General features: G+C 46.8%; 33 protein-coding genes and 1 other annotated feature. Of the genes, 27 read left to right on the top strand and 6 right to left on the bottom strand.

The annotated features are described in order from the left end of the window. Positions 1 to 47: 47 nt before the first annotated feature. From ABC765_RS07760 to citX, 5 genes are all read left to right on the top strand, one after another. Positions 48 to 683, top strand: coding sequence for a TetR/AcrR family transcriptional regulator (locus ABC765_RS07760; protein ID WP_033935193.1), 636 nt, complete (start codon positions 48 to 50; stop codon positions 681 to 683). A 111-nt stretch (positions 684 to 794) separates the two neighbouring features. After that, positions 795 to 865: a sequence feature (ribosomal protein L21 leader region), on the top strand. Positions 866 to 881: 16 nt separating this feature from the next. Continuing rightward, on the top strand, positions 882 to 1,190 hold the full coding sequence (rplU, locus tag ABC765_RS07755; protein ID WP_006499564.1) for a 50S ribosomal protein L21: 309 nt from the start codon (positions 882 to 884) through the stop codon (positions 1,188 to 1,190). 12 nt (positions 1,191 to 1,202) lie between these two features. Continuing rightward, complete coding sequence (locus ABC765_RS07750; RefSeq protein ID WP_347953558.1) at positions 1,203 to 1,523, top strand: ribosomal-processing cysteine protease Prp; 321 nt, start codon at positions 1,203 to 1,205, stop codon at positions 1,521 to 1,523. 29 nt (positions 1,524 to 1,552) lie between these two features. Continuing rightward, on the top strand, positions 1,553 to 1,834 hold the full coding sequence (gene rpmA / locus ABC765_RS07745; RefSeq protein WP_006499566.1) for a 50S ribosomal protein L27: 282 nt from the start codon (positions 1,553 to 1,555) through the stop codon (positions 1,832 to 1,834). 97 nt (positions 1,835 to 1,931) lie between these two features. Then, a complete protein-coding gene (gene citX / locus ABC765_RS07740) occupies positions 1,932 to 2,471 on the top strand; it encodes a citrate lyase holo-[acyl-carrier protein] synthase (RefSeq protein WP_347980126.1) in 540 nt (179 codons plus the stop codon). A gap of 58 nt (positions 2,472 to 2,529) precedes the next feature. On the opposite strand, the gene cysK is transcribed toward citX, so the two are convergent. The 6 genes from cysK to ABC765_RS07710 all read right to left on the bottom strand — a co-directional run bounded on the left by cysK (position 2,530) and on the right by ABC765_RS07710 (position 8,079). Beyond that, on the bottom strand, positions 2,530 to 3,456 hold the full coding sequence (cysK, locus tag ABC765_RS07735) for a cysteine synthase A (protein WP_270635546.1): 927 nt from the start codon (positions 3,454 to 3,456) through the stop codon (positions 2,530 to 2,532). Between the two features lie 13 nt (positions 3,457 to 3,469). Next, the gene (locus ABC765_RS07730; RefSeq protein WP_347980125.1) at positions 3,470 to 4,291 is read right to left on the bottom strand and encodes a homoserine O-succinyltransferase; all 822 of its coding nucleotides are present in this window, start codon (positions 4,289 to 4,291) and stop codon (positions 3,470 to 3,472) included. Between the two features lie 348 nt (positions 4,292 to 4,639). Further along, positions 4,640 to 5,503, bottom strand: coding sequence for a 1-acyl-sn-glycerol-3-phosphate acyltransferase (locus ABC765_RS07725; RefSeq protein WP_347980124.1), 864 nt, complete (start codon positions 5,501 to 5,503; stop codon positions 4,640 to 4,642). Next, a complete protein-coding gene (locus ABC765_RS07720; protein ID WP_347980123.1) occupies positions 5,500 to 6,468 on the bottom strand; it encodes a glycosyltransferase family 8 protein in 969 nt (322 codons plus the stop codon). The genes ABC765_RS07725 and ABC765_RS07720 overlap by 4 nt, the downstream gene beginning before the upstream one ends. An 11-nt stretch (positions 6,469 to 6,479) precedes the next feature. Next, positions 6,480 to 7,340 carry a glycosyltransferase gene (locus tag ABC765_RS07715; protein WP_347980122.1) on the bottom strand — a complete coding sequence of 287 codons (861 nt, stop codon included), beginning with the start codon at positions 7,338 to 7,340 and terminating at the stop codon, positions 6,480 to 6,482. Then, positions 7,306 to 8,079, bottom strand: a complete 774-nt coding sequence (locus ABC765_RS07710; RefSeq protein WP_347980121.1) for a 1-acyl-sn-glycerol-3-phosphate acyltransferase — start codon at positions 8,077 to 8,079, stop codon at positions 7,306 to 7,308. The genes ABC765_RS07715 and ABC765_RS07710 overlap by 35 nt, the downstream gene beginning before the upstream one ends. Before the next feature lie 124 nt (positions 8,080 to 8,203). On the opposite strand from ABC765_RS07710, the gene ABC765_RS07705 reads away from it, so the two are divergent. The 22 genes from ABC765_RS07705 (at position 8,204) to ABC765_RS07600 (ending at position 26,751) form a co-directional block, all read left to right on the top strand. Further along, positions 8,204 to 8,794 carry a TetR/AcrR family transcriptional regulator gene (locus tag ABC765_RS07705; protein ID WP_347980120.1) on the top strand — a complete coding sequence of 197 codons (591 nt, stop codon included), beginning with the start codon at positions 8,204 to 8,206 and terminating at the stop codon, positions 8,792 to 8,794. A 48-nt stretch (positions 8,795 to 8,842) separates the two neighbouring features. Continuing rightward, positions 8,843 to 9,922 carry a Xaa-Pro peptidase family protein gene (locus tag ABC765_RS07700; protein WP_347980119.1) on the top strand — a complete coding sequence of 360 codons (1,080 nt, stop codon included), beginning with the start codon at positions 8,843 to 8,845 and terminating at the stop codon, positions 9,920 to 9,922. Position 9,923: 1 nt separating this feature from the next. Next, positions 9,924 to 10,604: a 2'-5' RNA ligase family protein gene (locus ABC765_RS07695; protein ID WP_347980118.1), complete on the top strand. Its 681-nt coding sequence runs from the start codon at positions 9,924 to 9,926 to the stop codon at positions 10,602 to 10,604. A gap of 76 nt (positions 10,605 to 10,680) precedes the next feature. Continuing rightward, entirely contained in the window at positions 10,681 to 11,118 is a 438-nt protein-coding gene (locus ABC765_RS07690) for an Asp23/Gls24 family envelope stress response protein (RefSeq protein WP_006499577.1), read from the top strand. Then, positions 11,118 to 11,525, top strand: coding sequence for a transcription antitermination factor NusB (gene nusB / locus ABC765_RS07685; RefSeq protein WP_347980117.1), 408 nt, complete (start codon positions 11,118 to 11,120; stop codon positions 11,523 to 11,525). The genes ABC765_RS07690 and nusB overlap by 1 nt, the downstream gene beginning before the upstream one ends. A gap of 105 nt (positions 11,526 to 11,630) precedes the next feature. Further along, a complete protein-coding gene (locus ABC765_RS07680) occupies positions 11,631 to 12,494 on the top strand; it encodes a bifunctional methylenetetrahydrofolate dehydrogenase/methenyltetrahydrofolate cyclohydrolase (protein WP_006499579.1) in 864 nt (287 codons plus the stop codon). Then, a complete protein-coding gene (xseA, locus tag ABC765_RS07675; protein ID WP_347980116.1) occupies positions 12,487 to 13,854 on the top strand; it encodes an exodeoxyribonuclease VII large subunit in 1,368 nt (455 codons plus the stop codon). The genes ABC765_RS07680 and xseA overlap by 8 nt, the downstream gene beginning before the upstream one ends. Before the next feature lie 3 nt (positions 13,855 to 13,857). Then, positions 13,858 to 14,172, top strand: a complete 315-nt coding sequence (locus tag ABC765_RS07670; RefSeq protein ID WP_074504620.1) for an exodeoxyribonuclease VII small subunit — start codon at positions 13,858 to 13,860, stop codon at positions 14,170 to 14,172. A 27-nt stretch (positions 14,173 to 14,199) separates the two neighbouring features. Continuing rightward, the gene (locus tag ABC765_RS07665; RefSeq protein WP_347980115.1) at positions 14,200 to 15,075 is read left to right on the top strand and encodes a polyprenyl synthetase family protein; all 876 of its coding nucleotides are present in this window, start codon (positions 14,200 to 14,202) and stop codon (positions 15,073 to 15,075) included. A gap of 12 nt (positions 15,076 to 15,087) precedes the next feature. After that, positions 15,088 to 15,909: a TlyA family RNA methyltransferase gene (locus tag ABC765_RS07660; protein WP_033935204.1), complete on the top strand. Its 822-nt coding sequence runs from the start codon at positions 15,088 to 15,090 to the stop codon at positions 15,907 to 15,909. A gap of 17 nt (positions 15,910 to 15,926) precedes the next feature. After that, positions 15,927 to 16,376: an arginine repressor gene (locus ABC765_RS07655; RefSeq protein ID WP_006499584.1), complete on the top strand. Its 450-nt coding sequence runs from the start codon at positions 15,927 to 15,929 to the stop codon at positions 16,374 to 16,376. Between the two features lie 15 nt (positions 16,377 to 16,391). Beyond that, a complete protein-coding gene (gene recN / locus ABC765_RS07650) occupies positions 16,392 to 18,071 on the top strand; it encodes a DNA repair protein RecN (protein ID WP_347980114.1) in 1,680 nt (559 codons plus the stop codon). A 92-nt stretch (positions 18,072 to 18,163) separates the two neighbouring features. After that, complete coding sequence (locus ABC765_RS07645) at positions 18,164 to 18,541, top strand: hypothetical protein (RefSeq protein WP_347980113.1); 378 nt, start codon at positions 18,164 to 18,166, stop codon at positions 18,539 to 18,541. 838 nt (positions 18,542 to 19,379) lie between these two features. Then, a complete protein-coding gene (locus tag ABC765_RS07640; RefSeq protein WP_347980112.1) occupies positions 19,380 to 19,724 on the top strand; it encodes a PadR family transcriptional regulator in 345 nt (114 codons plus the stop codon). Next, positions 19,714 to 20,319, top strand: a complete 606-nt coding sequence (locus tag ABC765_RS07635; RefSeq protein WP_347953541.1) for an HAAS domain-containing protein — start codon at positions 19,714 to 19,716, stop codon at positions 20,317 to 20,319. The genes ABC765_RS07640 and ABC765_RS07635 overlap by 11 nt, the downstream gene beginning before the upstream one ends. Next, a complete protein-coding gene (locus tag ABC765_RS07630) occupies positions 20,316 to 21,287 on the top strand; it encodes a DUF4097 family beta strand repeat-containing protein (RefSeq protein ID WP_347980111.1) in 972 nt (323 codons plus the stop codon). The genes ABC765_RS07635 and ABC765_RS07630 overlap by 4 nt, the downstream gene beginning before the upstream one ends. A gap of 10 nt (positions 21,288 to 21,297) precedes the next feature. Beyond that, complete coding sequence (locus ABC765_RS07625) at positions 21,298 to 21,534, top strand: PspC domain-containing protein (protein WP_006499589.1); 237 nt, start codon at positions 21,298 to 21,300, stop codon at positions 21,532 to 21,534. A gap of 347 nt (positions 21,535 to 21,881) precedes the next feature. Next, on the top strand, positions 21,882 to 23,312 hold the full coding sequence (locus tag ABC765_RS07620; RefSeq protein ID WP_347953538.1) for an amino acid permease: 1,431 nt from the start codon (positions 21,882 to 21,884) through the stop codon (positions 23,310 to 23,312). 1 nt (position 23,313) lies between these two features. Further along, positions 23,314 to 23,742 carry a universal stress protein gene (locus ABC765_RS07615; protein ID WP_347980110.1) on the top strand — a complete coding sequence of 143 codons (429 nt, stop codon included), beginning with the start codon at positions 23,314 to 23,316 and terminating at the stop codon, positions 23,740 to 23,742. Positions 23,743 to 23,779: 37 nt separating this feature from the next. Continuing rightward, positions 23,780 to 24,964, top strand: coding sequence for an aminotransferase class I/II-fold pyridoxal phosphate-dependent enzyme (locus ABC765_RS07610; RefSeq protein WP_347980109.1), 1,185 nt, complete (start codon positions 23,780 to 23,782; stop codon positions 24,962 to 24,964). 586 nt (positions 24,965 to 25,550) lie between these two features. Further along, the gene (locus ABC765_RS07605) at positions 25,551 to 25,994 is read left to right on the top strand and encodes an NINE protein (RefSeq protein ID WP_347980108.1); all 444 of its coding nucleotides are present in this window, start codon (positions 25,551 to 25,553) and stop codon (positions 25,992 to 25,994) included. A gap of 19 nt (positions 25,995 to 26,013) precedes the next feature. Continuing rightward, complete coding sequence (locus ABC765_RS07600; protein ID WP_347980107.1) at positions 26,014 to 26,751, top strand: DUF4767 domain-containing protein; 738 nt, start codon at positions 26,014 to 26,016, stop codon at positions 26,749 to 26,751. Positions 26,752 to 26,763: the final 12 nt, after the last annotated feature.

Below are 26,763 nucleotides of genomic sequence, written 5' to 3'. Positions count from 1 at the left end.
CATGTTTTAACCTAAAGAGCTTTTTTAAGAATGGAGGCGTAGTGCCAATGACGGGCAGCAAGGTTGATCCTCGTGTAGTCAAGACCCGCAGTAGTCTCCGCAAGGCACTTGTTTATCTGATGAAGCATGAGAAGCTTGAAAACATCAGCGTCCAAAAGATTACTGAAACGGCAAATATTACTCGAGGCACATTTTATCTGCATTACAAGGACAAACGCGACTTTATCAAATCAGCAATGAATGAGATTCTGGATGATCTGTTTGCACAAATTATGGTTGAGCGTCAGATCTCAACTTCTGGCAACTCAGTTCAGGTACTGTCTTTAAATGAAGCCTTTCAATGCATTGAAAACAGTGCAGAAGTCTTTGATGTCTTATTGAATAATGAACGCAATGATTTCTTCTATGCACAGCTCTATGATCGTCTCTGCCAGGAATTAACGAAATATGCCAAACAGTTGGATAGTGAATTTGACGATTTCGATGTTCCAGTCAAAATGCAGGTTTCATTTTTGGCATCTGCCGTGCTGGGCGTAATCAAAAGCTGGCTGCAGGATGGCATGATCTATACGCCACGCTATATGACGCAAAGTATGATGAAGATGCTGCAGCAGTTCAGCGGTGAGGGAATGCTTTTAACCTCGTTTTTTGATGGTAAGGTAAAATCCGCATTAGAAATCTAGCCGAGAATCACCGGGCCTTTTCGCCACGGTGATTTTTTATTCAGCATTGGTCTGATTTTTATTGACGCGATCAAAATGTTTTGATATGATATTAGCGTTGTATTTGTGAACCAACAACTACAACCGCACGCAACCGAGTTTTAAAAGCTTCGGCTGCTCGGCCGGCGAGTCTTAGAAATTAAGGAGGTGCACAAACTGATGTACGCAATTATCGTTACTGGCGGCAAGCAATACAAGGTAGAAGCTGGTCAAGCTATCTACGTTGAAAAGCTGGACGCAAAAGAAGGCGAAAAGGTAACTTTTGACAAGGTTATCTTCGTAGGCGGCGACGACGTTAAGGTCGGCACGCCATTTGTTGACGGTGCTACTGTTGAAGGTACTGTTGACAAGCAAGGCAAGGAAAAGAAGGTTGTTACCTTCAAGTACAAGCCAAAGAAGCACACCCACACCAAGAAGGGTCACCGTCAACCATACACTAAGGTTACGATTGACACGATCAACGCTTAATGGGGTGATTCAATGATTCGCGCGGTTTTTCATACCAATCAGGATCATGGAATAGCTTCGTTTGAGATGACTGGGCATGCCGATCATGGCGATTATGGACAAGACATTGTCTGTGCTGCGGTTTCTGCTTTGGCAATCGCAACGGTCAATGGCTTAGAAAGAGTCGTCAAGCAGCCTGCCACGATTACGGCAGACCATGCGAATGGCGGTTTGCTTAAGGTCAGCTCTATTGATCCGGGACACGATTCCCAGATTTTAATGCAGACCTTCTTGGATGCCATGCTTGACATTCAAGAACAGTATGCTGAAAATATTGACATAAAAATGTCTTAAAAACAAATTTCAAGCTGGAGGTGAAAACTATGATTATGGATCTTCAATTCTTCTCCCACCACAAAGGGGGCGGTTCGACTGCCAACGGTCGTAACTCTGCTGGTCGTCGTCTGGGAACTAAGGCTGCTGACGGTTCTGTCGTAACGGCCGGTTCTATCATCTACCGTCAACGTGGTACCCACATTCACCCAGGTGAAAACGTAGGTCGCGGTGGTGACGACACTTTGTTTGCTAAGATCGACGGCGTTGTTAAGTTTGAACGCATGGGTCGCAGCAACCGTAAAGTTTCGGTTTACCCAGTTGCCGAATAATAAAATTAAGCTCAAAGCATTTGATAGTTTTATCAGCTGCCTTGAGCTTTTTTGTTTGGTTGGCGCTGTCAAAGCAATTCAGATGAGGAATAATAAAATGAATCATTTATTTGAAAACGGAAAGCCGCAATCAATCCCGGCCGTCTTGGCAAACCGTGATCGACGCGTGGCTCTGCAGAATCAGCTGACGTCAAAATATCCAGATCAGACTGTGATTGCTGCTAAGCTGAATATTCCTGGACCAATCAAGAACAATCAAACGATCAAGGACTTTTTTGCGGCAGGCTTGGCAGTTTTTGAAAAACAGCTGGGCGCCAAGTTTCAGTTTAGGATGACTGAGCAATGGCTAGGGGAGTCGACGGGGCCAGAACGCTTCTATCTGGTTGATGGCCCAGCCGCGCAGGTCAAACAGCTGACGACTGAATTTGAAGAGGCTCAGGCTGCTCATCGGCTGTTTGATCTTGATGTCTTGAGCCGTCAAAACGATCAGACCGTTTCGATATCGCGGACCGAACTGGGACTGCCTAAGCGCCAATGCCTGATCTGTGGCCGGCCAGCCAAGGAATGTGCTCGATCGCGACGACATTCGGTTGATGAACTGCAGGATCGTGTGGCCGCATTGATCGAAAATTATTGATGCAATAATAAAAGCTCCAACCTTTGAGAAAATCTCAAGTTGGAGCTTTTGCTGATTTTTAGTAGTTGAACAGATCAGTGGACAGGTAGCGGTCGCCGCCATCAGGAGATACGGTTACGACCTTCTTGCCTTTGCCCAGCTGCTTGGCTAATTCAATTGCGCCATAAATGTTGGCACCGGCTGAGATACCTGGCAAGAAGCCTTCCAGACGACCGACTGCTTGACCAGTCTTGATGGCATCATCGCTGGAAACTTCAATAATGCCGTCGTAGACTTCTTGATCCAGCGTCTTAGGAATGAAACCGGCACTGATACCTTGGATCTTGTGCTTGCCAGCCTTGCCTTCTTTAAGCAGTGGTGACTCAGCAGGCTCCAAAGCGTAGACCTTAACGTTTGGATCAACTTTTTTCAAGGCGTGACCGATACCGCTCAGCGTGCCGCCAGTACCAACCCCGGCAACAAAAGCGTCAGGCAGATCGTCTTTGCCAAAAGCATCAATGATTTCTTGACCAGTCGTTGCTTCGTGAATTGCTGGGTTGGCTGGGTTTTCAAACTGCATTGGCATAAAGTAGCCTTTGGTGTCAACCAGTTCTTGGGCTTTGGCAATTGAGCCCTTCATTCCATCGGCACCAGGCGTCAGAATCAGTTCCGCGCCATAGCCCTGCATCAGCTTGCGACGCTCAACGCTCATCGTTTCTGGCATTACGATAATCAGGTGATAGCCCTTGGCAGCTGCTACGCTGGCCAGCCCAATCCCAGTGTTGCCTGAGGTTGGTTCGATGATCGTATCGCCAGGCTTGAGCTTGCCTTCTGCTTCGGCTTTTTCAATCATGGCCAGCGCGATCCGGTCTTTGATGGAGCCAGCTGGGTTGAAGAATTCCAGCTTTACGTAAACGTCGGCGGCATCTTCAGGAACGATCCGGTTAAGCTTTAAAAGAGGCGTGTTGCCGATCAGTTGGTCGATTGAAGTGTAGATTTTTGACATGATTTTTTCTCCTTTAGGCAATGGTTAGTGCGTTTTGTGAATATTCAGCCGTTTTTTGCAGCCAGTTCTTAAAATACAGCTGCTGGACCTTTTCCCACTTGAATTGGGGATCAGTCAGCGTATTAATGTCTTTAAAATAATTCTTTGGCAATGCGTAATGACGATCGGGATGAGCAGCTGTTTCCCGTTGATATTCGGCTAATAGTGCCAGACGATCGTATTCAAGGTGGGCAAACAAAAAGTCTTGATTGTCGCTGCCGGTTAGCGAAAGCAGATAGTCATCACTGGACACGGCGTTGATCGTCAGTTCAGGCGTTTGGCGAATCTGGTCATGGTCCAGCTCGGCATAGCGTGCATGCGGTGCTGGGAAGGGAACTGTCAGGCCATTTAAAACGGGGGTTTCAACCAAAACCTCATTGTCAAAGACACCGAAGTATTTTTTGGTCAATTGCCGTTTTTCAATGCCATATAAATAGTTAGCGGCAGCCATGGCACCCCAGCAGATATAGAGCTGCGGGATGTTTAGGTCGACCAGCGTATCAATCAGGCGCGTGACCTCATCGTGATATTCGACCTGTGCAAACGGAATCTGCTCAATCGGGGCACCTGTAATGATGAATCCTTGCAGCTGACTTACTTTGTTAAGGTCCAGCGGTTCAGAGATTTGTTGAACCAGTTCTGGGACCGGCCGATTGCGGTAGTGGTCAACAGGATAGAAAAAAGTAAGTTCAACCGTGGGATCAAGGGTCTTAAAAATTGATGAAAAACGCTGCTGAGTGGCAGCCTTGTCATGCATCAAGTTTAAGATGCCAATTTTAAGATGCGGATTAGTCATCAGGTGCTCCTTTCCTAACGATTGCGATAGTTAAACAATCAGACTTTCACCGGTGAGTTTGTAGTGATTTAAAGTGCGATGGATACAAAAAGCCCCGCAAACTGTAGTAGTCTGCGGGGCTTTGCAATCGACTGAGTTGTCGACTGGGCTGTTTATACTAATGCAAAACAAGCCTTTTCCGCAGAAAGAAAAAGGCAGCAACAAGTCATGTTCATAGCAAAATTAGACTTAATCATGATGCACCTCTCCTTTCTGGTTATTTATCAACGCATCTTTAAATATGCCCTTATTTTACATGACATCTTACAAAATGCAAGTAGATTATCAAAAAATTGTTAAAAAACATGATTAACCGCGCCAACCCGCGATATCGTGTGGGGTAAAGCGATAGTCAAGTTTTTTCTGATAGGCCTTTTCATACGCCGCCTTTTTTTGAGCATAGTCTTTTTCCATCATCAATTTGGCGTTTTCGTTGACGGAAAGCGCGGGATCTGGCCAAATCAGCGGCAGAACGTGCAGCCGATAGCGGGTCTGATAAAAATCGTCGTTATTTTTTTCGGTTTTGGGCAGGTCGATGATTTCCGTAAAACAAGATATGATCGGCGCTTTGGCTCTGGCAGCGTAGTAGTAGGCACCACGCTTGACGGGACGAGGCTTGCGGTAGTTGAACCACATCTCTTGTTCTGGATAGATCAGAACCCAGTGCCCATGCCTGGTCTGCTGCGCGATTTTTTGCGGCAGCGTACGGCCGAGATAGTTGACGTTGTTAGCCAGTGGCAATACATCGAGATGATTCATCAAAAAACCGATCAAGCCGCCCATTTTAAGATTGGTTTCTTGAATGACGATAAACAGGCGACGATGATTTTTTTGGGCCAGCTTGCGGATGACGGTATTATCCAGCTGATTAAAGTGATTGCTGGTAATTACTGCACCTTGAGTTGGCGAAAGCGGCTTGAGATTTTCCAGTCCACAAAACGTGGTATCGTGATTGAACCAGTCTGTGATTCCACGCATCGTGGCTCTGGCAATCAAGTTGTCAAAGCGAGCGCGCCAATGAGTCTGATCCTGCCAAAATTGATTAATGATATCTAGGCTTTCTGCTGAGGTCATCTGTGGGTCGTCAATTTCGACTTTTTCGTTAAAGAGGCCCTGCTGCGCGTGATCGGCAATATTGTTGATCACTTGATCGCGATGGTCGCCAATAATCATGAAAGCCGCACCTGCTCTCCTTGGTCCTGCAGCTTTTTAAACGTAACTGGATTTTCCGGCAGCTCGTCGGCGTGATTGAGCATGCTCATCAATTTTTCCCGGTCAAGTTGCTGCATGGCTGGCGTATAGTGGGCCCGCACCGTTTTGAGCTGCTGGGCGTAAGGCGTTTTTTGAGCGGCTTGCCAGAAGTAATGATCATACATCACTTGATCAAAATGCCATGGCTTGAAAAAGAGGTTGTAGTGAATCAGTTTGGGATTGTCAACGCGTTCAGCAGCAAATTCATCATCTTTAGGCATGGCATTCCATTTTTCGTTCAGGTAGGTAATGCGTCCGCTGCACATGACGTTTAGATAGTCTTGATCGGGAGCGATGCAGTCGACATGATATTTTTGCAGCAGATACAAGAAGTGCTGAGTAAAATCGTCTTGACGCAGCTGTTTAAAATTCATCAGTAAAACGCCAGAGTTGATGTATTCAGCTGCCGGTACGCCGACTGCATTTTTGATGTAGGTCTGCATTGGAGCAACGTGTTCTACGGAATGGTCGGGGGCCGCGCCGATCAGATCGTCATTGAGCGCGATAGCAAACATTTCTGCCGGGTCGCCGTTCCAGACCGTATCGCTGTCGACATAGATTGCCTTATCATATTGCGGGAAAAGATCCGCTAAAAACAGCCGATAAAAGATGCTGGGCGTGAAAAAATCGGCCCGCAAAAAGTTTTCTTTACGATTTTGAATGGCCCCCAGTTTGGCATCATTGATTTCATAAAAAATAATTTCAACGTTATCGCGCGTCAGACTTTTAAGATTTTGCCGCGTAGCCTGCCGCAAGCCCTGATGAACGATGATGATCTGATATTGGTAGTCTGATGAGACGTAAGGCAGGAGTGATTCAATCGCTACGGCGGCATAGGGTGCAAAGTCATCGCTGATCGTATAGAAAATTGGAATTGTTTGAGACATGTTGACCTTCCTTATAGTTCCGATTTAAGCTGCCGATATTCTTCCAACAGACCATCATATTCATGCAGCCGCAGATCTTTATGAACGTTGCTGATCTGCCATGGCTTAACGGTCAGAATATGGAACCACGGGAAGAAACGGAAACTGGTGGTAAAATGCTGAAAAACGGTGTCGTGATGAAGCCGCCTTTGATCATTGAACCGCCGCGGCGCGATCTTTTTGGCGTGCGAAAGGCGATTGATCGCGGCTTGATCCGGCATGAACATATGGCGCGTGGCAATCATGCGGCGCGCCTTGACGAATAGATTGGTTTCCTTGATCTCTGGCAGATTCAAAAGCAGAATTCCTGAATTGATATAGTCGGCCATACGCATTTGATGGTGGAAGAACCATTTGCCATAGTGATCCAGTACGCCGACGACCTGCACGCCAGTCAGGTCTTGATAGTAAAAGTCATCAAAAGGCTCACGACAGATAACGTCATTGTCTAGATAAAGCAGGCGATCTGGCATATCGGGAATCAAGTCGACATAAAGACGCAGCATGGAATAGGGCGTAAAGCGGGAATTCATGTTGGCTGACGGCTGCGATTCATTGAATAATTCAGTGCAGTCGATTAGATGCAGCGTATTTTGTGGATTATAGGACTGAAGCTGCTGGGTCAAAAGATCGGCGGCTTTTTGGCTGAACGGCTCGTATCGGCGGGTTTCAGTAGCCGTCTTCATGGTAAGAACGTAGATGTTTAACGGCTCTTTGACATGGTGAAGCAGAGAAAGCGTAACGATCAAGACGCCATCTTCGGCGCGGTGATCGCCACAAAATAAAATATTCACGGTTTCATCCTCTTTCTTGAACGTATTTGATGGATTCATAGCTGCTGCAGCGGGCGCGCTGGTTCATTGCGGCTTGAATCTGATCGTGCAGCCAGACCTGCTGTTTTTTAGCTGATTGGTTTTTAGCAGGGATGAACGGTCCATCAATAAAAACGGTTAGCCGCGGCTTTTTCCCAAAACGCGGCTTTTGATAGGTCGTCGTCATGCAAAATGCCGGGCTTTGCGTTTTGACTGGAAAGCGAAAACTGGTGTCGGGAAAAGGGCGGATCTCAGTATAGGCCGGCCAGACGTGAGCTTCAGGATAGATGAAGACATGTCCTTGATGCTGAACGACTTTCTGGACGGCTTTTAAGAGCTGCGCAGTTTGGTGAAGCGAATTGCCAACCGGCAGCGCGCCACCAAAAGAAAGCAGCGGGCCGATCACGGGAATCCCCCAGTTGGCTGGAGCCGCCAGCGCGTAGAAATGCCGGGCTTGACCGACTAAAAACGGCATGAATACGTCGTTGATCGGCTGCGTATGGTTGCCATAGACAAAGTATCCCTGTTTTTGGTAGGGTCTCAGCTTTTCCAGGCCGATGATTCGAGTTTGTCGATATCCATAAGTATATAGATAGGCAAATGCTTTGGCACTGCCGCGTACCATCAAAGACCAGCAGCGTTCAGCCGGTTTAGTGCGCAGCCAGCAAAAATCATCAGGCAGCTGAAAGTCTTGATGCGCGCTTTGAACTACGTCATCAGTTGGTTCGGTATAATAAATGGTTTTTACCAAACTTTTCACCTTCTAAAATTGTAGCAGTTAATTTAAAATTAACAGAAATTAATCTAGAAGTTATTATACTCAAAAAACATTGCAAGTAAATACTTGCAATGTAGTAAAATTAAGCAGGAAAGGAGATGGGCCAATGAAAAAAAAGTCAGCCACCGATGAAAAAATCATGCAGGCGTTTGCTCAGTTGGTTGAACAGCAAGGCTACAGCGCAACGACGACCGTACAGCTGGCCCAGACCGCTGGCGTTAATGAAAGCACGATCTTTCGTCATTTTGGCGATAAGTTTGGCTTGGCAACGAGATTGATCGTTAGGTATCGCAAGAGCTTGATGGACATCATAGCTGATTTTGAGCCGGTTTGGGATCTGGAAACCGATCTGATTAGTTTTTCAAAATGTTTTCGAAAGCAATGGCCCAAGCAGCATGTAATGGTAATGCTGATGAGTACGGTCAAGGACCCAGTACAAAAGCAGAAACTGCATGCCGCGGCGCATCAGACCAAAAACAGTATTCAAGAACAGATCACGCGATATCTTGAGCAGATGCAAAAGCGCGGCCTGATTCGGGCAGACGTGAATCCGGAGCAGATTGCACTGAATTTTATGTGGCTCAACATCGGTCAGTTTTGGACCAGCCGCTTTTTGGAAAATGAGCGGCACCAGCTTTCAGATGAGCGTTTTTATGAACTGTCAGTACGTCCATTCGTTCATCTGTTGACGACTTAATGGCTTAAAATAATGATTGATAAATGATGAAAAGAAAGGTTGTTGAATATGGCTTCACGAATTGAACGGCTGCGGAAAAAGTTTGATGCTTTATATATTGACGCGTTTATGGTTACCAATGAGGCAAATATTTTCTATCTTACCGGCTTTGACTTGATGCAGGGGGATGGCGAGCTTTTGATTACCAAGGATGCCGCCATTTTGATTACCGACGATCGCTATGCTACTGAGCTGCAGGAATTTGACAGCGATGAGGTCGTGGCTACGATCACGCGGGACTATTGGGGAGCTTTAAATCAGATTTGTCAAGGCATGCAGATTGAGGTCGTCGGGTTTGAAAACACGATTGACTACCGGATCTATGACGTCTTAGATGAAATTATGACTGCCGATATTGTACCTTTTGATGGGCTGATTGAGTCGATGCGGGCAATCAAGGACCCAGATGAGATTGAAAAAATCCGCTTGGCTGCTCGTTTACAGTCGGCTGGCTATGAATACGTCTTGAGTTTTATTGAACCAGGAATGACGGAAAGACAGGTTGCCAACCGGCTTGATTTTTGGATGAAGGAGCATGGTGCCGAGTCCGCCTCGTTTCCGACCATCTGTGCCAGTGGTGCCAACGCTGCCATGCCGCACGCAACCGCTGGTGACAAGGTGATTGAGAATGGCGATATCGTTACGCTGGACTTTGGCTACTTTGTTGAAGGCTATACGGCAGACATGACGCGGACGTTTGGAATTGGCGACATTGATCCAGAGCTAAAGGACGTCTATAAAATCGTCAATGAGGCCCGTCAAGCCGTGATTGAAGCTGCCAGGGTCGGAATCCACGGTGATCAGTTGGATGCTGCCGGCCGCCAGATCATCGAAACTGCTGGCTATGGCGATGAGTTCAATCATGGCATGGGTCACGGCATTGGCTTGAGCGTTCACGAACTGCCCAGCAGCTATGGTCCCAATGCCAGCGATGTGATCGTACAAAACAACCAGGTCATTACCGTGGAGCCGGGTATCTATATTCCAGAAATCGGCGGGGTGCGCATTGAAGACGATATTTTGGTAACGCATGGCGGAGTTGAAGTACTGACGACGGCGCCAACCGAGCTGGAAATCGTTAAATATTAATATGAAAAAAGAGCTAGACGGTTTATATAAGTCAATTGATCAAAAAGGCAAAGCAGCCATCTTAAAAAATCAGTTTACTGATCCTTATCTATGTCAAGTTAAGGCAGATCCGCGGCGTGGCTTGACGCTGCTTGCTCGGCTGCCGGTTCATGTCGGCAGAAACATCGGCTATGCTCAGCAGAAGCTGCGAATCGCCAATCCCAATCTCTACTGTTATCCATTGGCCGATCTGCATCTGACCGTTTTGGATCTGATCGGAGCACGAGCTGATTTTTCGCTGGCACCGGCTGTTTTGGCGGCCTATCAAAACAGCATCAAAGAACTGCTGGCGAATTGCCGCCCGTTTTCAGTCACGCTGCAAGGCTTGATTGCCAGTCCCAGCGGTATTTTGGCAGCGGGATATTATTCTGATGAGCTGTTTGAGCTGCGAGAGGCGCTGCGCTTAAAGCTGGCTAAAGAATTACCGCTTGCTGAGCGTTATCAGACAGCATCAGGTCATGTCACGATTGCCCGTTTTAAAGCGCCGCTGAACGATCCAGACGGGCTGCTTTTTGACTTGGCCAAGATGGACCAACTGCGATTTGGCAGCTTTGTCGTCAATCAATTGGACTTGGTAATTCACGATTGGTACAATCATGATGTAAAAGTAATTGACGAATTCGCACTGACCGCGCTAAGCTAGCATGGTTGCCAATTTTGGCGGAATAGTGCATAATTAAAAGGATGTCTTAATGACGAAAAAACTGGAGGGCTGACAAATGGCAGAAGATTCCAACATTATCTTAAACAGCGAAGATCAATCGTTGGGTACGATTCAAATCGCTCCACGTGTCTTAGAAATCATTGCAGGGATTGCCGCTGGTCAAATTGAGGGCGTTTCACGCATGCATGGCTCGATTGCCAACAGCGTCAGTGAATTACTGGGGCGTTCTGACCATCGTCGCGGCGTTAAGCTTTCCAACAGTGATGACGAACTGTCGATTGATGTCGACGTTTACTTGGAATATGGCGTTTCCGTTCCTAAGGTTGCTGCTGAGATTCAAGATAAAATCAAGCAGCAGGTTACGCTGATGACTGATCTGAGCGTTAAGGAAGTCAACGTTCACGTACAGGGCGTTATCACGGAAAAAGAAGAGCAGCAGGTTGACCCCAATGATATTTTTGGGGAACACGAAAACAAAGATGGTGAAGAATAGTGGAAATTAGTCGTCATGCGATCCGTGAATGCGCCTTTCAAACGCTTTTTGCATTGGCTTCGGATCCGGAAATCGATCGCGAGGCAATCTACGCAGAACGCTTGGGGCTCAAGCCTGATGAAGAAGCACCGGCCTACTTGCCAGAGCTGGTCAATGGCGTTTTGGCTCACCAAGATGAACTGGACGCACAGATCGAATCCAAGCTGGCGCCAGGCTGGACCTTGTCACGCTTGGCTCGCCCTGATCTGGTAATTCTGCGCTTGGCATTGTACGAGCTGGAATACACGCAGGTACCAAATGCCGTGGCAATTAACGAAGCCTTACGCTTGGCACACGACTTCAGCGATGAAAAGTCATACCGCTTTATCAATGGTGTTTTAGGCAGCATTGAAAGTGAACAAAATTAATCAAAAAACTCATCTCCAAAGCGGGGATGAGTTTTTTTGTTGCGGCTTTAATGCTAGAATATAAACATATGCAATTTTTATGCAGTCTGATAAGGAGAGATTCTAGTGGCAACATTGATCGACGGTCGGGCATTGGCTAAAGAAGTCAACGCCCACACTAAGCAGCGTATTGAGAAGCTAAAGGAAAAAGGCGTTACGCCGGGGATTGCAACGATTTTGGTTGGCGATGATCCAGCCAGCCAGATCTACACGCGCAGCAAGGAAAAAAAGGCGCACAGTCTGGGGATGAAGTCGGTACGAGAACAATTGCCGGCCTCAACCACGCAAGCTGAACTGGTACAGGCAGTTGAGCATTTAAACAGCGATCCATCGATTCACGCGATTTTGGTTCAAGAGCCGCTGCCTAATCATCTTGACGATACGGCAATCGTTAATCTGATTGACCCGCTCAAAGACGTTGATGGTTTTCATCCCATCAATGTCGGTAAGCTCTATAACAACGTTCAGGGTAACTATCCAGTTGCCTGCACGCCGCGGGGGATTATGACGATGCTGCGCCATTACCACGTTCCGTTGGCCAGCCAGGACGTTGTGATCGTTGGCCGCAGTACGCTGGTCAGTCGGCCGCTGCAGGCGCTGCTGATCAATGAGGATGCCACGGTAACGATTACCGGACGGCGCACCAAGGATCTAGCCAAGCGAACGCGCGAAGCCGATATTCTGGTCGTCGCAGCCGGCGTGCCTAATCTGATCAAGGCTGATGCCGTTAAGCCGGGAGCCACGGTGATCGATGTCGGCATCAATCGGCTGGATGATGGCACGATCGTTGGCGATGTTGACTTTGAATCAGTCAAGGAGGTCGCGGGAATGATTACGCCCGTTCCAGGTGGGGTTGGTCCAATGACGATCGCCTCTTTAATGGAACAAACGGTTGATTTGGCAGAATGGAGCGCGGAAATTAATGGATAAAAAGGATTGCCTGACGGTTAATCAACTGACTCGCTATATCAAACGCAAATTTGATTTTGATCCTTATCTGCAAAAAAATCTTTGGATCGTTGGCAAGCTGACCAACTTTAAGCAAAGAGCACGTCATCAGTATTTTTCGCTTAAAGATGATGACGCACCGGAAGATCAGCAGGCCGTGATCGATGCCGTCATGTTTGGCAGCGACTGGGAAAAAGTCGACTTCACACCAGAAAACGGCATGGAGGTTATCTTGGGCGGCAAAGTAACGGTCTATGAAAGAAACGGCCGCTATCAGTTTTATGTCAATCGCCTGCTGCCGGTTGGCGTCAGTGCAGCCCAGCTGGCATTTCAGGAAACCTATAAAAAATTGAAGGCCAGCGGGGTATTTTCGCATGCGCAAAATCCGCGGCCGCTGAATCGTTTCCCTAAGCGGATTGCGATTGTGACCAGCAATGACGGGGCCGTTAAGCATGATATGATTACGCGGATCCGCAACAACAATCCCTTGGCTCAAGTGGTTTTTTATCCAGCGCAGGTACAAGGCGAGCGTGCCGCTGAGGATCTGGCCCGCCAGATACAGCGCGCTGGCATCAATGGCACGTTTGATACGCTGATCGTAGCGCGGGGTGGCGGTTCAGAAGAAGATCTGATGCCGTTCAACTCAGAAATCGTGGCGCGAGCAGTAGCGGCCAGCCCGATTCCCGTAATCTCAGGGGTTGGTCATGAAACTGATACGACCATCTGTGATCTGGCGGCCGATTATCGGGCTCAGGTACCGGGACTGGCGGCAGAAATGGCGACCCAGCTGCATTTGCTGGACATTCTGACTGAACTGCAGCGGGCCCGCACGCAGATGGCGAATACGATTCAGAACCAACTGCAGCAGGCTCAGCAGCAGCTGCAGGTCTTGACCAGCAGCTATGTGTTTTCTCAACCCGCTCGTCTGTATGAAGGCGAACAGCAGCATGTTGATCAGCTGACCGAAAAGCTGCAGCAGTCCATGCAGTGGCGCCTTTCTCAAACCAGCCACGACTGGCAGCGCTTGTTGGATTCGCTTTTATTGAATGCGCCGGCCAATCGACTGCAGCAGAATCGACAACAGCTTACGCAACTGCAGCAGGCAATGGTTCATGCCATGGATAAGCAGCTGCTGTCGGCAGGCGATCGGTTCAAAAGCCTGCTCAGTCAGCTGGATTCACTGAGTCCGCTAAAAGTGATGGCACGCGGCTACAGCTATGTGACTAAAGAAGATAATAAGGTCGTTGCCAGCACCGATCAGCTGCAGCCCGATGATCAAGTGGCGCTGCATTTTAGTGATGGTACGGCTGAAGCAGTAATCAAAAAAATCAATAAGAGGTAAAAAATGGCAAAACAACCCAGCTTTGAAGAACAGATGAGTCAGCTGCAGCAAATCGTCAACGAGCTGCAGCAGGGTAATCTGTCTTTGGAAGAATCATTGAACGAATTCAAAACCGGTATGGAATTGGCAAACGGTCTGCAAAAACAGCTGCAAAACGCTGAGGCCACCGTTGCCCATCTGATGAAAGACGATGGCAAGGAAGTCGAGGATCCAACCGACAGCCGCAACGATGATGGCTCAGGACACCAGGGATACCGTTCGCAGTTTAGCGGCCAGGGATTTGAAGACGGTCAGGACGATAACGTTGATCTTTTCTAGCTTGAGATTAATGAAAGGAATGAGCAAATGGTCAGCACGATAACGGAACTTAAAACACGAATCGATGCCTATCTGGACCAGGCTCTGCCAATGGACATCGACCAGCCGACTTTAAAAGAATCAATGTGCTACTCGGTTGAGGCGGGCGGCAAACGCTTGCGGCCGGCACTGACATTGGCAACGATTGAGATGCTGGGCAAAAAGATCGACCAGAATGCGCTGCGGGCTGCCTGTGCCTTAGAGCTGCTGCATACCTACTCGCTGATTCATGATGATCTGCCAGCGATGGACAATGACGATCTGCGGCGGGGCGAGCCAACCAATCACGTCAAGTTTGGCGCGGGGATGGCGACGCTGGCTGGTGATGGCTTGCTGACGCTGGCTTTTCAATGGCTGACGGATAATCAGCTGCCGGTTGACGTTCGGGCGAATTTAACGCTGGCTCTGGCTAAGGCTGCCGGTCCCAGCGGTATGGTTGCTGGACAGGCACGCGATATTGAGGGCGAGGGCCAACATCTGAAGTTAAACGAACTGCAGTATCTGCATCGCCAAAAAACGGGGGCGCTGCTCAAATACGCGGTTCAGGCAGGCGGTATGATCACAGAGCAGCCGGCTGCAGTCATTGACCTTTTAGGAACGTTTGGCGCGCAGTTTGGCCTGGCCTTTCAGATCTATGACGACATCATGGACGTAGTAGCTACGCCAGAACAGATGGGCAAGGCAACTCAAAAAGATGCTGCTGAGCACAAAAACACCTATCCAGGACTGTTGGGGCTTGATGGCGCTAAAGAACAGCTGCAAAAAGCCCTTAGTCAGGCCAAAGCGGCTCAGCAGCAGCTGGCAGAACTGACAGGGCGATCAATGGCTGGCTTTGATCAATTTTTGGCATACTTTAAACTATAGGACGAGATTATGATTGAAAAAGAACGCGTTGATATTTTACTAGTCAAGCAGGGCCTGTTCGATTCTAGAGAACAAGCCAAGCGTGCCGTAATGGCTGGCGAGATCCTAGGCAAGAACAATGAGCGCCTTGATAAGCCAGGCCAAAAGATTCCCGTTACGACAACGCTGCATATGAAGGGCAAGAAGATGCCGTACGTCAGCCGGGGTGGTCTGAAACTGGCCAAGGCACTCAAGGTATTTGACATCTCGGTTAAAGATAAAGTGGTACTGGACATTGGCAGCTCGACCGGCGGCTTTACCGACGTGATGCTGCAAAACGGCGCCAAGCTCAGCTATGCCTTAGATGTTGGTACCAATCAACTGGTTTGGCAGCTGCGGGACGATCCGCGCGTCGTGGTAATGGAGCAGACCAACTTCCGCTACAGCAAGCTGGCTGATTTTACGCATGGTCAGCCGGAGTTTGCCTCGATTGACGTATCGTTTATTTCCTTGAGCTTGATTCTGCCGCCACTGGCTCAGATTCTGAAGATGGGCGGCTCAGTCGTGGCCCTGATCAAGCCGCAGTTTGAAGCCGGCAAGGAGCACGTTGGCAAGCATGGCATCGTTCGTGATCGGAAGGTGCATGAAGAAGTGCTGCAGCATGTTTTGGGCTTTGCGACGGCTGATCATTTCGATGTTTTGGGCTTGGATTTCTCGCCAATCAAAGGCGGTCAAGGGAATATTGAATTTTTGGCGCACCTGCAGCTGGTTGATCGAGAAGGCCGCATCGCACCAGAAGTTGACATCGACCAAACGATCAGCGCGGCTTATGCGGAACTGAACAAGCAGGATTAGTTTTGGAGGTTTTGTCAATGAAAAAATCAGAACGTCAGCGACACATTCAAGAAATTATTTCCAATCAATACGTCGAACGTCAAGAAGATCTGGTCAAGCTGCTGGCCAAATCCGGCATACGCGTCACGCAGGCTACGATTTCACGCGACATCAAAGATATGCAGCTGCTCAAGGTGCCAAGCGTAGGCGGCGGCTATCACTACAGCCTGCCAGCCCGGCGTCAGGACAATAAAGAAGAACGGCTGGCAAACGTGATGGGTAATGAGCTGCAGGAAATGAAGCGCAGCGATCGTTTTGTATCCTTGTCAATGCGGCCAGGCAACGGTCCGGTAGCCGCCATGCTGATCAATCAGATGAAATATCCCACGGTGTTTACCGCGATTGGCGATGATGCCACGGTTTTGATCGTCTGTCACTCTGCCGGGGCCGCCGTTGAATTTGAACGTACGCTGCAGGCACTGCGCTAGACTGGGTGATCGGCTATGCTACAGGAACTGACAATTGATAATTTAGCGATTATCGAGCATTTAACGCTGGATTTTAGCGATCAGATGACGGTTTTGACTGGTGAGACCGGGGCCGGCAAGTCCATTATTATCGATGCCGTGGGTTTATTGGCTGGCAATCGCGGCTCACAGGAGTTTATTCGGCATGGCGAAGAAAAGCTCCATCTGCAGGGCCAGTTCACATTGCCGGATGATCAGCGCTTTTTTGCATTACTGGATGATCTGGGGATTGAACGTGATGATGGCACGCTGATCATTTCACGCGAGATTCACCGCAATGGCCGCAACGTGATTCGGGTCAATGGCGCGCTGATCAATACTGCCACGCTGCGCAGAATCGGTGCTCATCTGGTTGATATTCAAGGGCAAAACGATCATCAGCAGTTGATGCAGCCAGAAAACCATCTGCACATGCTCGATCAGTTTGCCGCCGACCAGGTTAAGCCGCTGTTGTCCAAATATCAAGAGGCCTATCAGCGCTATGCCAAATTAAAGACAACGCTGAGCCGCAAGCAGGCTGACTCGCAGCAGTGGGCCCAGCGTCTGGACATGCTGCGCTACCAGGTTAAAGAGATCAGTGCTGCCGATCTGCATGCCAATGAAGAAGATGAGCTGACCAGCGAGCGTGATCGTTTAGAGCATTTTCAACAGATCAACAATGCCCTGCAGCTGGTCGTCGGGGTCTTAAATGAAGGTGAGGCGCCGGTTCTTGATCAGGTTGCCCAGGCAATGAATGAGGCTCAAGAAATCGCACCGTTTGATTCGGCCTATGATGAGTTGAGCAAGTCACTGGGGGATGCCTACTATTCGCTTCAGGATGCTGCCAATGCCGCCAGTCGTCAGTTAGACATGCTCGAATTTGATGACGGCCGTCTGGAACAGATCAATGAGCGGCTGACCATCATTGGTGACTTGGAACGCAAGTATGGCGATACGGTTGAAGACGTCTTGGCATACTATGAAAAGATTCATAAGGAACTGTCAACGATGGAACAGACCGCCGATTCAGATGATGAGCTCAAGCAGCAGCTGGCCGCAGTGACTGGCGAGCTGCAGAAACTGGGCGGTGAGTTGAGCCAGGTTCGTCAAAAAGCCGCCCATCAGCTTAATGGTCAGGTTCATCAGCAGCTAAAAGAACTCTACATGGACAAAGCCGTCTTTGAGGTTAAGTTTCATCAAAATGAGTCAATGACCTTTTATCCGGATGGGATTGACAATGTTGAGTTCTATATTCAAACCAACCCTGGCGAAAGCATGGGGCCATTGGTAAAGATTGCCTCTGGCGGGGAGCTTTCGCGGGTCATGCTGGCCTTAAAGACAATTTTTGCGCAGCATGAGGGCGTTACCTCAATTATTTTTGATGAGGTCGATACGGGGGTCAGCGGTCGCGTTGCCCAGGCCATTGCCGATAAGATCAAGCTGATTGCCCAGCATTCACAGGTTTTGTGCATTACGCATCTGCCGCAGGTTGCCGCCGTTGCTCAGCATCATTTTCTGATTCAAAAAACCGTGCAGAACAATCGTACGACGACGCACGTTACGATTCTGCATCCCGAAGAACGAATTAATGAATTGGCTCGGATGATCTCAGGTGAAGAGATTACCAAGCTGAGCCGCGAGCATGCTAAAGAATTATTGCAGATGGCGCATTCATGATCCACGCTAAGTCTGGCATTTGCTGAGTGCGTCACGTTAAGCTGATCGGTGCTTTACATCCGTGAACGTGCAGAAGTTGGCTTGAGAAAAATATGGCTGCGATTATCCAGCTGTTGTTGCTAAGGTCACAGAATTTTCGGTTAAGGGTACAAATCAGTTTGGTGAAAATTAAAATGGGACTCCTTGTCAAACGACTGGGGTCCCATTTTTTAGTAGCTTGCTATTTACGGTTGAGCGCGTTTCAAGACTTGCTGTTTATAGTTGAGAATGGCATGTGTCTTAAAATTCGCGGTTTATGGCTGAAGGCAGCTCTCTTTGATGAAGCAAAAGTCGGTGAAATCTTAGTTCCGTTTTTACATCGCTTAGCTAACGGTCTTAGTTCTGCTAAAACAATGGATATCAAGGAATGCAAGAAATTCGACACTGCAAGATCGTTGGCAACCGTGATTTATTCAAAAAATTCTGCATAATAACATATGATAAAAATATCATTACCTACTTTTTCTAAAAATCGATGTATAAGTAGGTAAAAGTCAATGTATATCGAGTTAGGGGTGCCTAACACTACCTACTATTTGACGAAAAAAGCGTAATAGTAGGTAATTCACAAAGTCGGTCTGGCCCAATCAGCTTCTAAATATGCATTTTTACTGATGTTTACCTACTATTTCGGAAAAAGGCTTTAGAAGTAGGTAAAGTCAGACCGATCGAATATACAGTTACCTACATCCAGTAAAAAATTAAAGAATAGTAGGTAATTTTAGGACTAGCAGCTAATTTCCTTCACAAAGTCAGCTGTCCAATCAGGGCAAAAGATGCCTGAACGTTTAGAATCAAGCGTTGATCATTAAATTAACTTGTTGGTCAAAGAAACAAATGATGAATATCGAAATTGAATTACGATTATCGAGTCAGTCATCGGATAGTCGCAAAAACTGCAAGCAAACATCTTGTTAAAATAGAGTTGGTTATTAGATTTTGGCAAGATCGATTACTAAGCAGAGATGATTGAGTACATCGCAATGTCTGTGGGGCGAATGATTTGATTTTCAGCTGACCGTGAAGCTTGGTTCTATGGTCGGTGAAGCAGAAGGAAACGGTAGCTATTTTAAGCGAAAAATGGTAATCACGTGATATTATTCAATGCTTAATGATTCCTAAGATGGCAGTGGACTAAACGGTAAAAGAGCAAATGTTATCAGGAAAATTGGCAATCAGCTGATTGAAATTTCAACATTACCTATTTACCTCGATATATTATATACGGTATAATATTATAAAATAAAACTGAAAGAGGCGAAACGAGAGATGAAAATTCAAGTTTCAGCTGATCTTTTGGATGGCTTGGTGCTGGCGCTGCTTGAACGTAAAGATTACTACGGCTACGCGCTGACTCAAGACATGCAAAAAGCGATTACGATTTCAGAATCCACTCTTTATCCGGTGCTGCGCCGGCTAAAAAGAGATCAGTTCGTTGAAACGTATGATCAGCCATATCATGGACGCAATCGCCGCTATTATCGCATTACGTCTTCTGGTGAATCACATCTGGCACGCGTTAAGCAGGTATGGAAAGACTATAAGGAAAGCCTCGATTCGATTTTTGAGGCCAGCAAATATCCTGTAAAGGAGGAACAGACACATGACTTCTGAAACTGCAAAGTACATGCAGATGTTAAGACGTTACCTTCGCAAGCTGCCAGATGATGAGATTGATGACATCGTTGAATTTTACAGTGAGTATCTGGCAGATGCCGGCATTGATACCAAAGCAGAAATTGAACAGGAACTGGGAACGCCGCGTCAGCTTGCATTAAAGATACTTGCTGATCACTCCATCAAAGAAGAGGCTGAAGATCAGCGGGTCGTCTCAAAAACCAAGATCAAGACGACGTGGCTGATCATTCTTGCACTATTGGCCACTCCAGCAACTCTGATTATCGGCTTGATCCTGCTTAGCGTGCTGATTGCCATCTTTGCAGTCGTCTTTAGTGGCGTGGTGGTAGTCATATCGCTTGCCGGGGGTGGCATCTTCCTAACGGCGGCGGCTATTTTTACCGGTCTGAGTCTTTTGTTTACCAACCTGGGGACAGGACTTTTCTACCTAGGGATTGGCTTGATCGGATTAGGACTGCTGCTGATCGTCATTCCACTCGTCTGGGGATGCTCTGTCTGGATCGTTAAGGCATGCACGCGCCTCGTTCAGCACGTCTATTACAAGTACATCAAAAAGGAGGCGGCAAAATGAAAAAGACCATCGTAAGCGGCCTGGTTATCACGTTGATTGGTGCTGTTGTGCTGGCGTTTGGCATTGGAATGCATGGTCAGCGGGCAGTAATCTTTGATGGCTTGACTCCGCACGTGGTATCAAAGGCCAAGACAACGCAGACTCGAACCTATGCCAAGGCTGAGCGGATTAAGGCAGACGTAAGCGATATGAATGTCGTTGTCAAATCTGGCAATACCTTTTCTGTTAAGTATGCCGGTGAAAAGAGCAATCAGCCAACCATTGAAAAGAAAAACGGCACGGTAATCATCAATTCTAAGAGTCGCAAGCATGGCTTTAGCTTTAATGGCTTCAGTTTTTCTTCAACTGGCTTTTATCATGGCGCGGCAAACGACAAACTGACGATTACGGTACCAGAGAACGTAAATCTCAAGCATTTGGCGCTGCGGGTTAATGATGGCAAGGTTATTCAAGAACCGGCTGCCAAGATGAAGATCGAAAAATATGACTTGCGGGTCAATGATGCCAGTCAGGTAAGTCTGGACAATCTGGAAATTGAGCAGGCTGACTTCCGACTCAACGATACGGATACTGCTTTTAATGGCGTAACGATCAACAATGGCCAGCTGCATCTTAACGACAATGATCTTGCCGTTAACGATTCTGCTTTAACCAAGACGCTGCTTCAGACGGCTGATTCAGATATTACAATGAATTCCGTTGCCTTGGATGGCGGCAGTCTCAGTACTCAGGATGGCGACGTTCATTTTAACGACATCACGATTGCCAATGGCTACACGATTACAGCCAAGGATGGCGACGTGGAAGCATTGAATACGAAAGCGGATGGCTACTCGACATCGGTCAGCGACGGCGACAATCGTTTGTTCAATCAGTCCAATGACAGTGGCGGCACGCTTGCTCAAAACGATACCGTGTCAAATCGCCTGCAGGTCACTGCTTCTGATGGTGACGTAACGATTAGATAGGGGGATCATTATGAAAAAACTGACGAAATCAAACGATCGGATTATCGCTGGTGTTTGTGGCGGAATTGCCGAGTATTTTGGCTTTGATGCAACGATCGTACGACTGGTAACTGCCGCCCTGGCTCTTTTCACCGCGATTGTGCCATCAGTAATTCTTTACCTGATTGCGGCAATGATTATCCCAGACGCATCACCAAAGAAACCTGAAGATGATGGCCCAGTTTTCTATGAGTCAGATAAAAAATAATAATTAAAAATGCCCGGTGATTATCAGCAGAAATAAGCTGATGATGGCAGGGCATTTTTGCTTGAATCGATAGTTAAAATTTAATTATGAAATTTGAAAGAGGCGGTCTATTGCATAGATCGTCTTTTAATTATCATTCAATGCAGCTTCTTGACAGCGCTTTCTTTTGTAAAATGTAATCATACAAAGGCTTTATTAAAAAAATTCAAACCAGCGGGAAGCTTAACGTTATTCACCATAAAACGGCTCCAGTCCAAAGATTGATACATTTTTAGCTGATCATCTTTACTATTAGATTAAAAATAAATAAACTTTATGTTAATTTTTAATTAGAAGGGAGCCTGCCTATGACATCTTTACTACGCAAAAAAGATATCAATGTCTTGATTAGTCACGCATCACCATTAAAACGAACGTTGCGCACCTGGGATCTGACTTTCCTGGGAATCGGTGCCATTATCGGTACTGGGATTTTCGTTTTAACTGGGAAAGGGGCCCTTACTGCTGGACCAGCCCTTTCCATTTCATTTTTGATTGCGGCAATCTGCTGCGGTTTTGCTGGCCTTTGTTATGCGGAATTTGCATCAATGGCGCCAATCGCTGGTTCGGCGTACACTTATTCTTACATTGCATTTGGTGAAATTATCGCCTTTATTATTGGCTGGGATCTGATCCTGGAATATGCGCTTAGTGCTGCAACGGTGGCCGTGGGGTGGTCCGGGTACTTTGTCAACCTGCTTGATAATTTCGGTCTCCACATTCCAACGGCTTTAACGGCGGCGGCTGGGACCACGCCTGGCGTTACCAGCTACTTTAATCTGCCGGCATTCTTAGTCGTCTTGATCATTACCTGGATCATCTCAATGGGGATCACGCAAACCAAGCGAGTCAATGATGCCATGGTAATCGTCAAGCTGCTGGTCATCATTCTCTTTATTGCCTGCACGGTTTGGTTTATCAAGCCGGAAAACTGGCATCCGTTCAGTCCATATGGGTGGTACTCACATCATAATGGCGCGGCGGCTGGGATCATTCCAGGGGCATCAATTGTTTTCTTCTCGTTTATCGGTTTTGATTCAGTTTCATCCAGTGCTGAAGAAACGATCAATCCCAGCAAGACCTTGCCGCGTGGGATTTTACTCTCGCTGATTATCTCAACGATTCTGTACTTCTTAATGACGCTTACGATGACTGGTGTCGTTCGCTACCCGGTTTTCCGTAAATATATCAATGCGCCGGTGCTGGCGGTTCTGGCTAAGACCGGTCAAAGCTGGCTGTCGATTATCGTGTCGATTGGTGCTATTCTTGGGATGACCACCGTTATTCTGGTTCAGCTGTATGGACAGTCAAGAATCAGCTACTCAATGTCACGAGATGGTCTTTTTCCGAAGTTCTTCGGTCAAGTTGATGAAAAACACCAAACGCCTTTTAAAGGGACCTGGTTTTTCGGGATCATTACTTCGCTTGGGGCCGGCTTGATCAACTTAAACATTCTTTCCGAACTGGTTAACATTGGGACGCTGACTGCCTTTATCCTGGTTTCGGCGGGAATCTTGATCATGCGCTATACGCAGCCTGATCTGCATCGTGGTTTCAAAGCACCGGGCGTTCCGTTTACCCCGATTATTTCGATTATTTTCTGTCTGACGCTGGTGGCGGGGCTTAACTGGGAAACCTGGGTTCGATTCTTTGTCTGGCTGGCTCTCGGGATGGCGCTTTACTTTGGTTACGGTCGGCGGCATTCGCATTTAAATCCAAACTACAAGGGAGCTGATTAAAATGGCCTACAAAAAAATTTTAGTCGGGATTGATGGTTCTAAACGTGCTGATCGAGCTTTTGAGACAGCAGTTGATCTGGCGAAGGTTTTTTCAGCCAAGCTGTACTTGGTCTGGGTAGTCAATCGTGACCGCGGGATGGATTCATCATTTGGAGTCAATGAGGATTTCTACCAGGATTTTGCCAATCGTACTAAAAAACAGCTGCAGCTCTATTTGAAAAAAGCGCAGGATAAGGGAGCAGATGCCAGTGCCGAGGTGATCATTGGCAGCATTAAAACCGTGCTTGCCTATGATTTTCCTGCTCAGCACGATATTGATCTGATCGTCCTTGGCAGTACCGGGATCAATGCCGTTGAAAAAATGCTGCAAGGGTCGCATACCGATTATGTCGTTCGTCATGCCAAGGCCGATGTGCTGGTAGTCAAGTAGATATTTTTTATCGATATGTCATAAGGAGGAAGTTTCCATGAGTAAAATTGCATCACTGGTTCCGGAAAGCTTAAAGTCATCCAAGCCATCACTGATTCGGGTTCTTAACAATAAATATGGCAGTGACCCAGAAGTCGTCAATCTGACAGTTGGCGAGCCAGATTTTAAAACGGCCGATCATGTCAAGCTGGCGGCCATCAAAAGCATTCTTGACGACCATACGCACTATCCACATAACTGGGGGACACTAGGTCTGCGTAAGGCAATCAGCGAATATCTGGCAGATGACTTGGACCTTCACTATGATCCAGAAGGCGAAATCTTCGTTACAGAAGGTGCCAGTGGAGCCATCAGTACGATTATTACCGGTTTGTGTCAGCCCGGCGATGTCGTATTGATCCCTTGTCCTGCCTACACGCTTTATCGAATCAATGCCGAGCTGCGTGATGCCAAAGCGGTTGAACTGGAAACTGCCGAGCCTGACTTTAAGGTGACGCCGGAATTATTGAAAAAGGCGTTGGACAAATATGGTGAAAAGGTAAAGGTGCTGGTTCTCAACTATCCAGTCAATCCAACCGGTGTCACCTATACGCCTGATGAGGTCCGGGCGCTGGCTGATCTGCTCAAAAACTACAACGTTGCCATTTTGGATGATGAGATCTATGCCGACCTGCTTTACGAAGGCGAGCACCTGCCAATGGCCAAGCTGCTGCCAGACCAGACTCTTTATGTCAGCGGGGTGTCTAAAAATGCCGCGATGACTGGCTGGCGGGTTGGTTATATCTGTGGACCGCGTGATGTTTTGGGAGCGCTGGCTAAAGTACATCAAGCCGCAATTTCGACCAATGCCACAATGAACATGGATGCCGCTGAAGAAGCGCTCCGTCATGGCAAGGCTGATACCGCTCAAATGAAGGCAGAATATGATCGGCGGCGGCAGTTCTTAATGACCGCTATGGATAAGATTGGTTTTCACTACACTAAGCCAATGGGGGCCTTTTATCTGTGGGTCAAGATTCCAGACAGTTTTGATGGCGATTCGATGGCCTATGCAGAGCATTTGGCAGAAAAAGCTAAAGTAGCTATCGTTCCGGCAGCGGCTTTCACTAAGCTTCCCGTGCGCTACTTTAGAATCTCATATGCGGCTTCAATGGAAAAACTTAAGCGGGCAGTTGATGGCCTGGCCAAAGTTTTTGCAGAAGACGGTTCATTCTACGACTAGTGATGCTAAATTGCCGGCAATCAAACCAGGGATGTCGGCAACTGAATAACAAGACAATCGGACAAAAGCAAAACAGGCTCGAGAAATTTTCTCGAACCTGTTTTTTATATATATTGATGTGAGTCATGACTTTAAAGGTGTTAAGAAAGAAGGACGGCTGCTCTTGATCTTACTAGTCTTAGCATGGCTTATACTAAAAGTTTAACTTTATTGTTTAATACATAATTATACTTTTATTTTATAAATGAACCATATTAGATAATTTGTCTATATTTAGGAATTAATTACTATTTTGAGTTTATTAGTTAAACTAAAAACAACATTGACCGTGCATATATTATGCTTATAATTAATTTTATTAACCAATTTTTGTTTATTAGTCTGGTAATAGATTAAAGAAAGAGCAATTATTCGTTTGGTAAATTAGGATTTTGATAGTCCCGCTTGAAAGACGTCAAATTTAAAATTATTTTTCATGACAGAATATTTTAGCAGTCTTTTAGCTCTATAGATTATTGACAATTTTTATGAATCAACGACTAGTCATAAACAAAAACTAATTTTTCATATTGGGAGGATATTAACAATGGCAGAAAGTTCAGAAGTTGCAAAGATTAAGGAGTATAAGGGGCTTCTTGATGAGGGGATCATTAGCCAAGAAGAATTTGAAGAAAAAAAGCAGGCCATTATGTCTCATGGTGACCAAAAGGGGAATTCCGTCAGCTCAATCATTAATGAGGTACCAACTGCGACAGGAAAATTAAGTACTAAGTCTAAAATCGCAGCTGGTCTCTTTGGCCTCTTTTTTGGTGCATTTGGAGTTCATAATTTTTATCTAGGCTACAAAAACAAAGCAATTTTGCAGCTGGTTTTGACGATTGTGGGTTTCCTTACTATTATTATTGCTATTGGTGCCGTAATTCTTATTGGGGTTGAAATTTGGACGTTTATCGAAAGCATTATGATTTTGACCTCTCGCAAGGGCTCGCAATGGCACCTTGATGCGATGGGAAATGAGCTTTTAGATTAGTCTGATTGGGGAAGGATCTATGCGAAAAATTTCAGTATCTGCTGCGGTAATCCTGCTTTCTTTAGGGCTTGCGGGCTGCAGTAATCCAGTCAGCGAAAAAATACAAACTGTTTCTGAAAAACAGACCACGATTGGCATTCCATTTACCAATAAAAACCTCACGATTGGCCTTTTTAGCTTGCCTCATATTACGAATAAGGCACCTAAGACGGAATCAGCAAGCAGTTCAGCAGCCAGTTCATCTTCTAGTTCTGTTTCTGAGTCAAGCAACAGTCATTCAGTTAAGAAGGCAGCTGCTAAATCATCATCCAGCAGTACCGGTGCTACAAAAAAATCTGTAAATGATGAGTCGCTTTGGGATAATGAAAAGGATGTTCAATTGGAATCATTCTTTGATGAATGGGCACCAAAGATGAATCAGTCATACACTAGATATGATGGTCAAACGCCGATTACAACTAAAGTAGGATTAACATTTCCAGAAGATTTAGGTCGTGTCCGTGTCAATGATCAATCCGTGTCAGTTGGATGGTCACCGTCTGGCAATGGTGATTATGACTACAACGTTGTAGCAATCTATAATTATGACCGGCCAGATGATCAAGAAGATGGGCCGATGCGGGTAACGTATTTCTTTGCCTTTCATAATGGCCAGCCGGTTGCACTGGTTGATCAAACAACCAATGGCTATTCGCTGAATGCAAAGCCAACGTCTAATCATGATGTGGCTGCTGCGTTTGAGCAGATTGCTAAGTAATCAACTGGTTCC

This window comes from Limosilactobacillus sp. WILCCON 0051, assembly GCF_039955095.1.
In the GTDB taxonomy this organism is placed as follows: Bacteria; Bacillota; Bacilli; order Lactobacillales; family Lactobacillaceae; genus Limosilactobacillus; species Limosilactobacillus allomucosae.
This window is presented reverse-complemented; position numbering and strand designations above follow the sequence as displayed.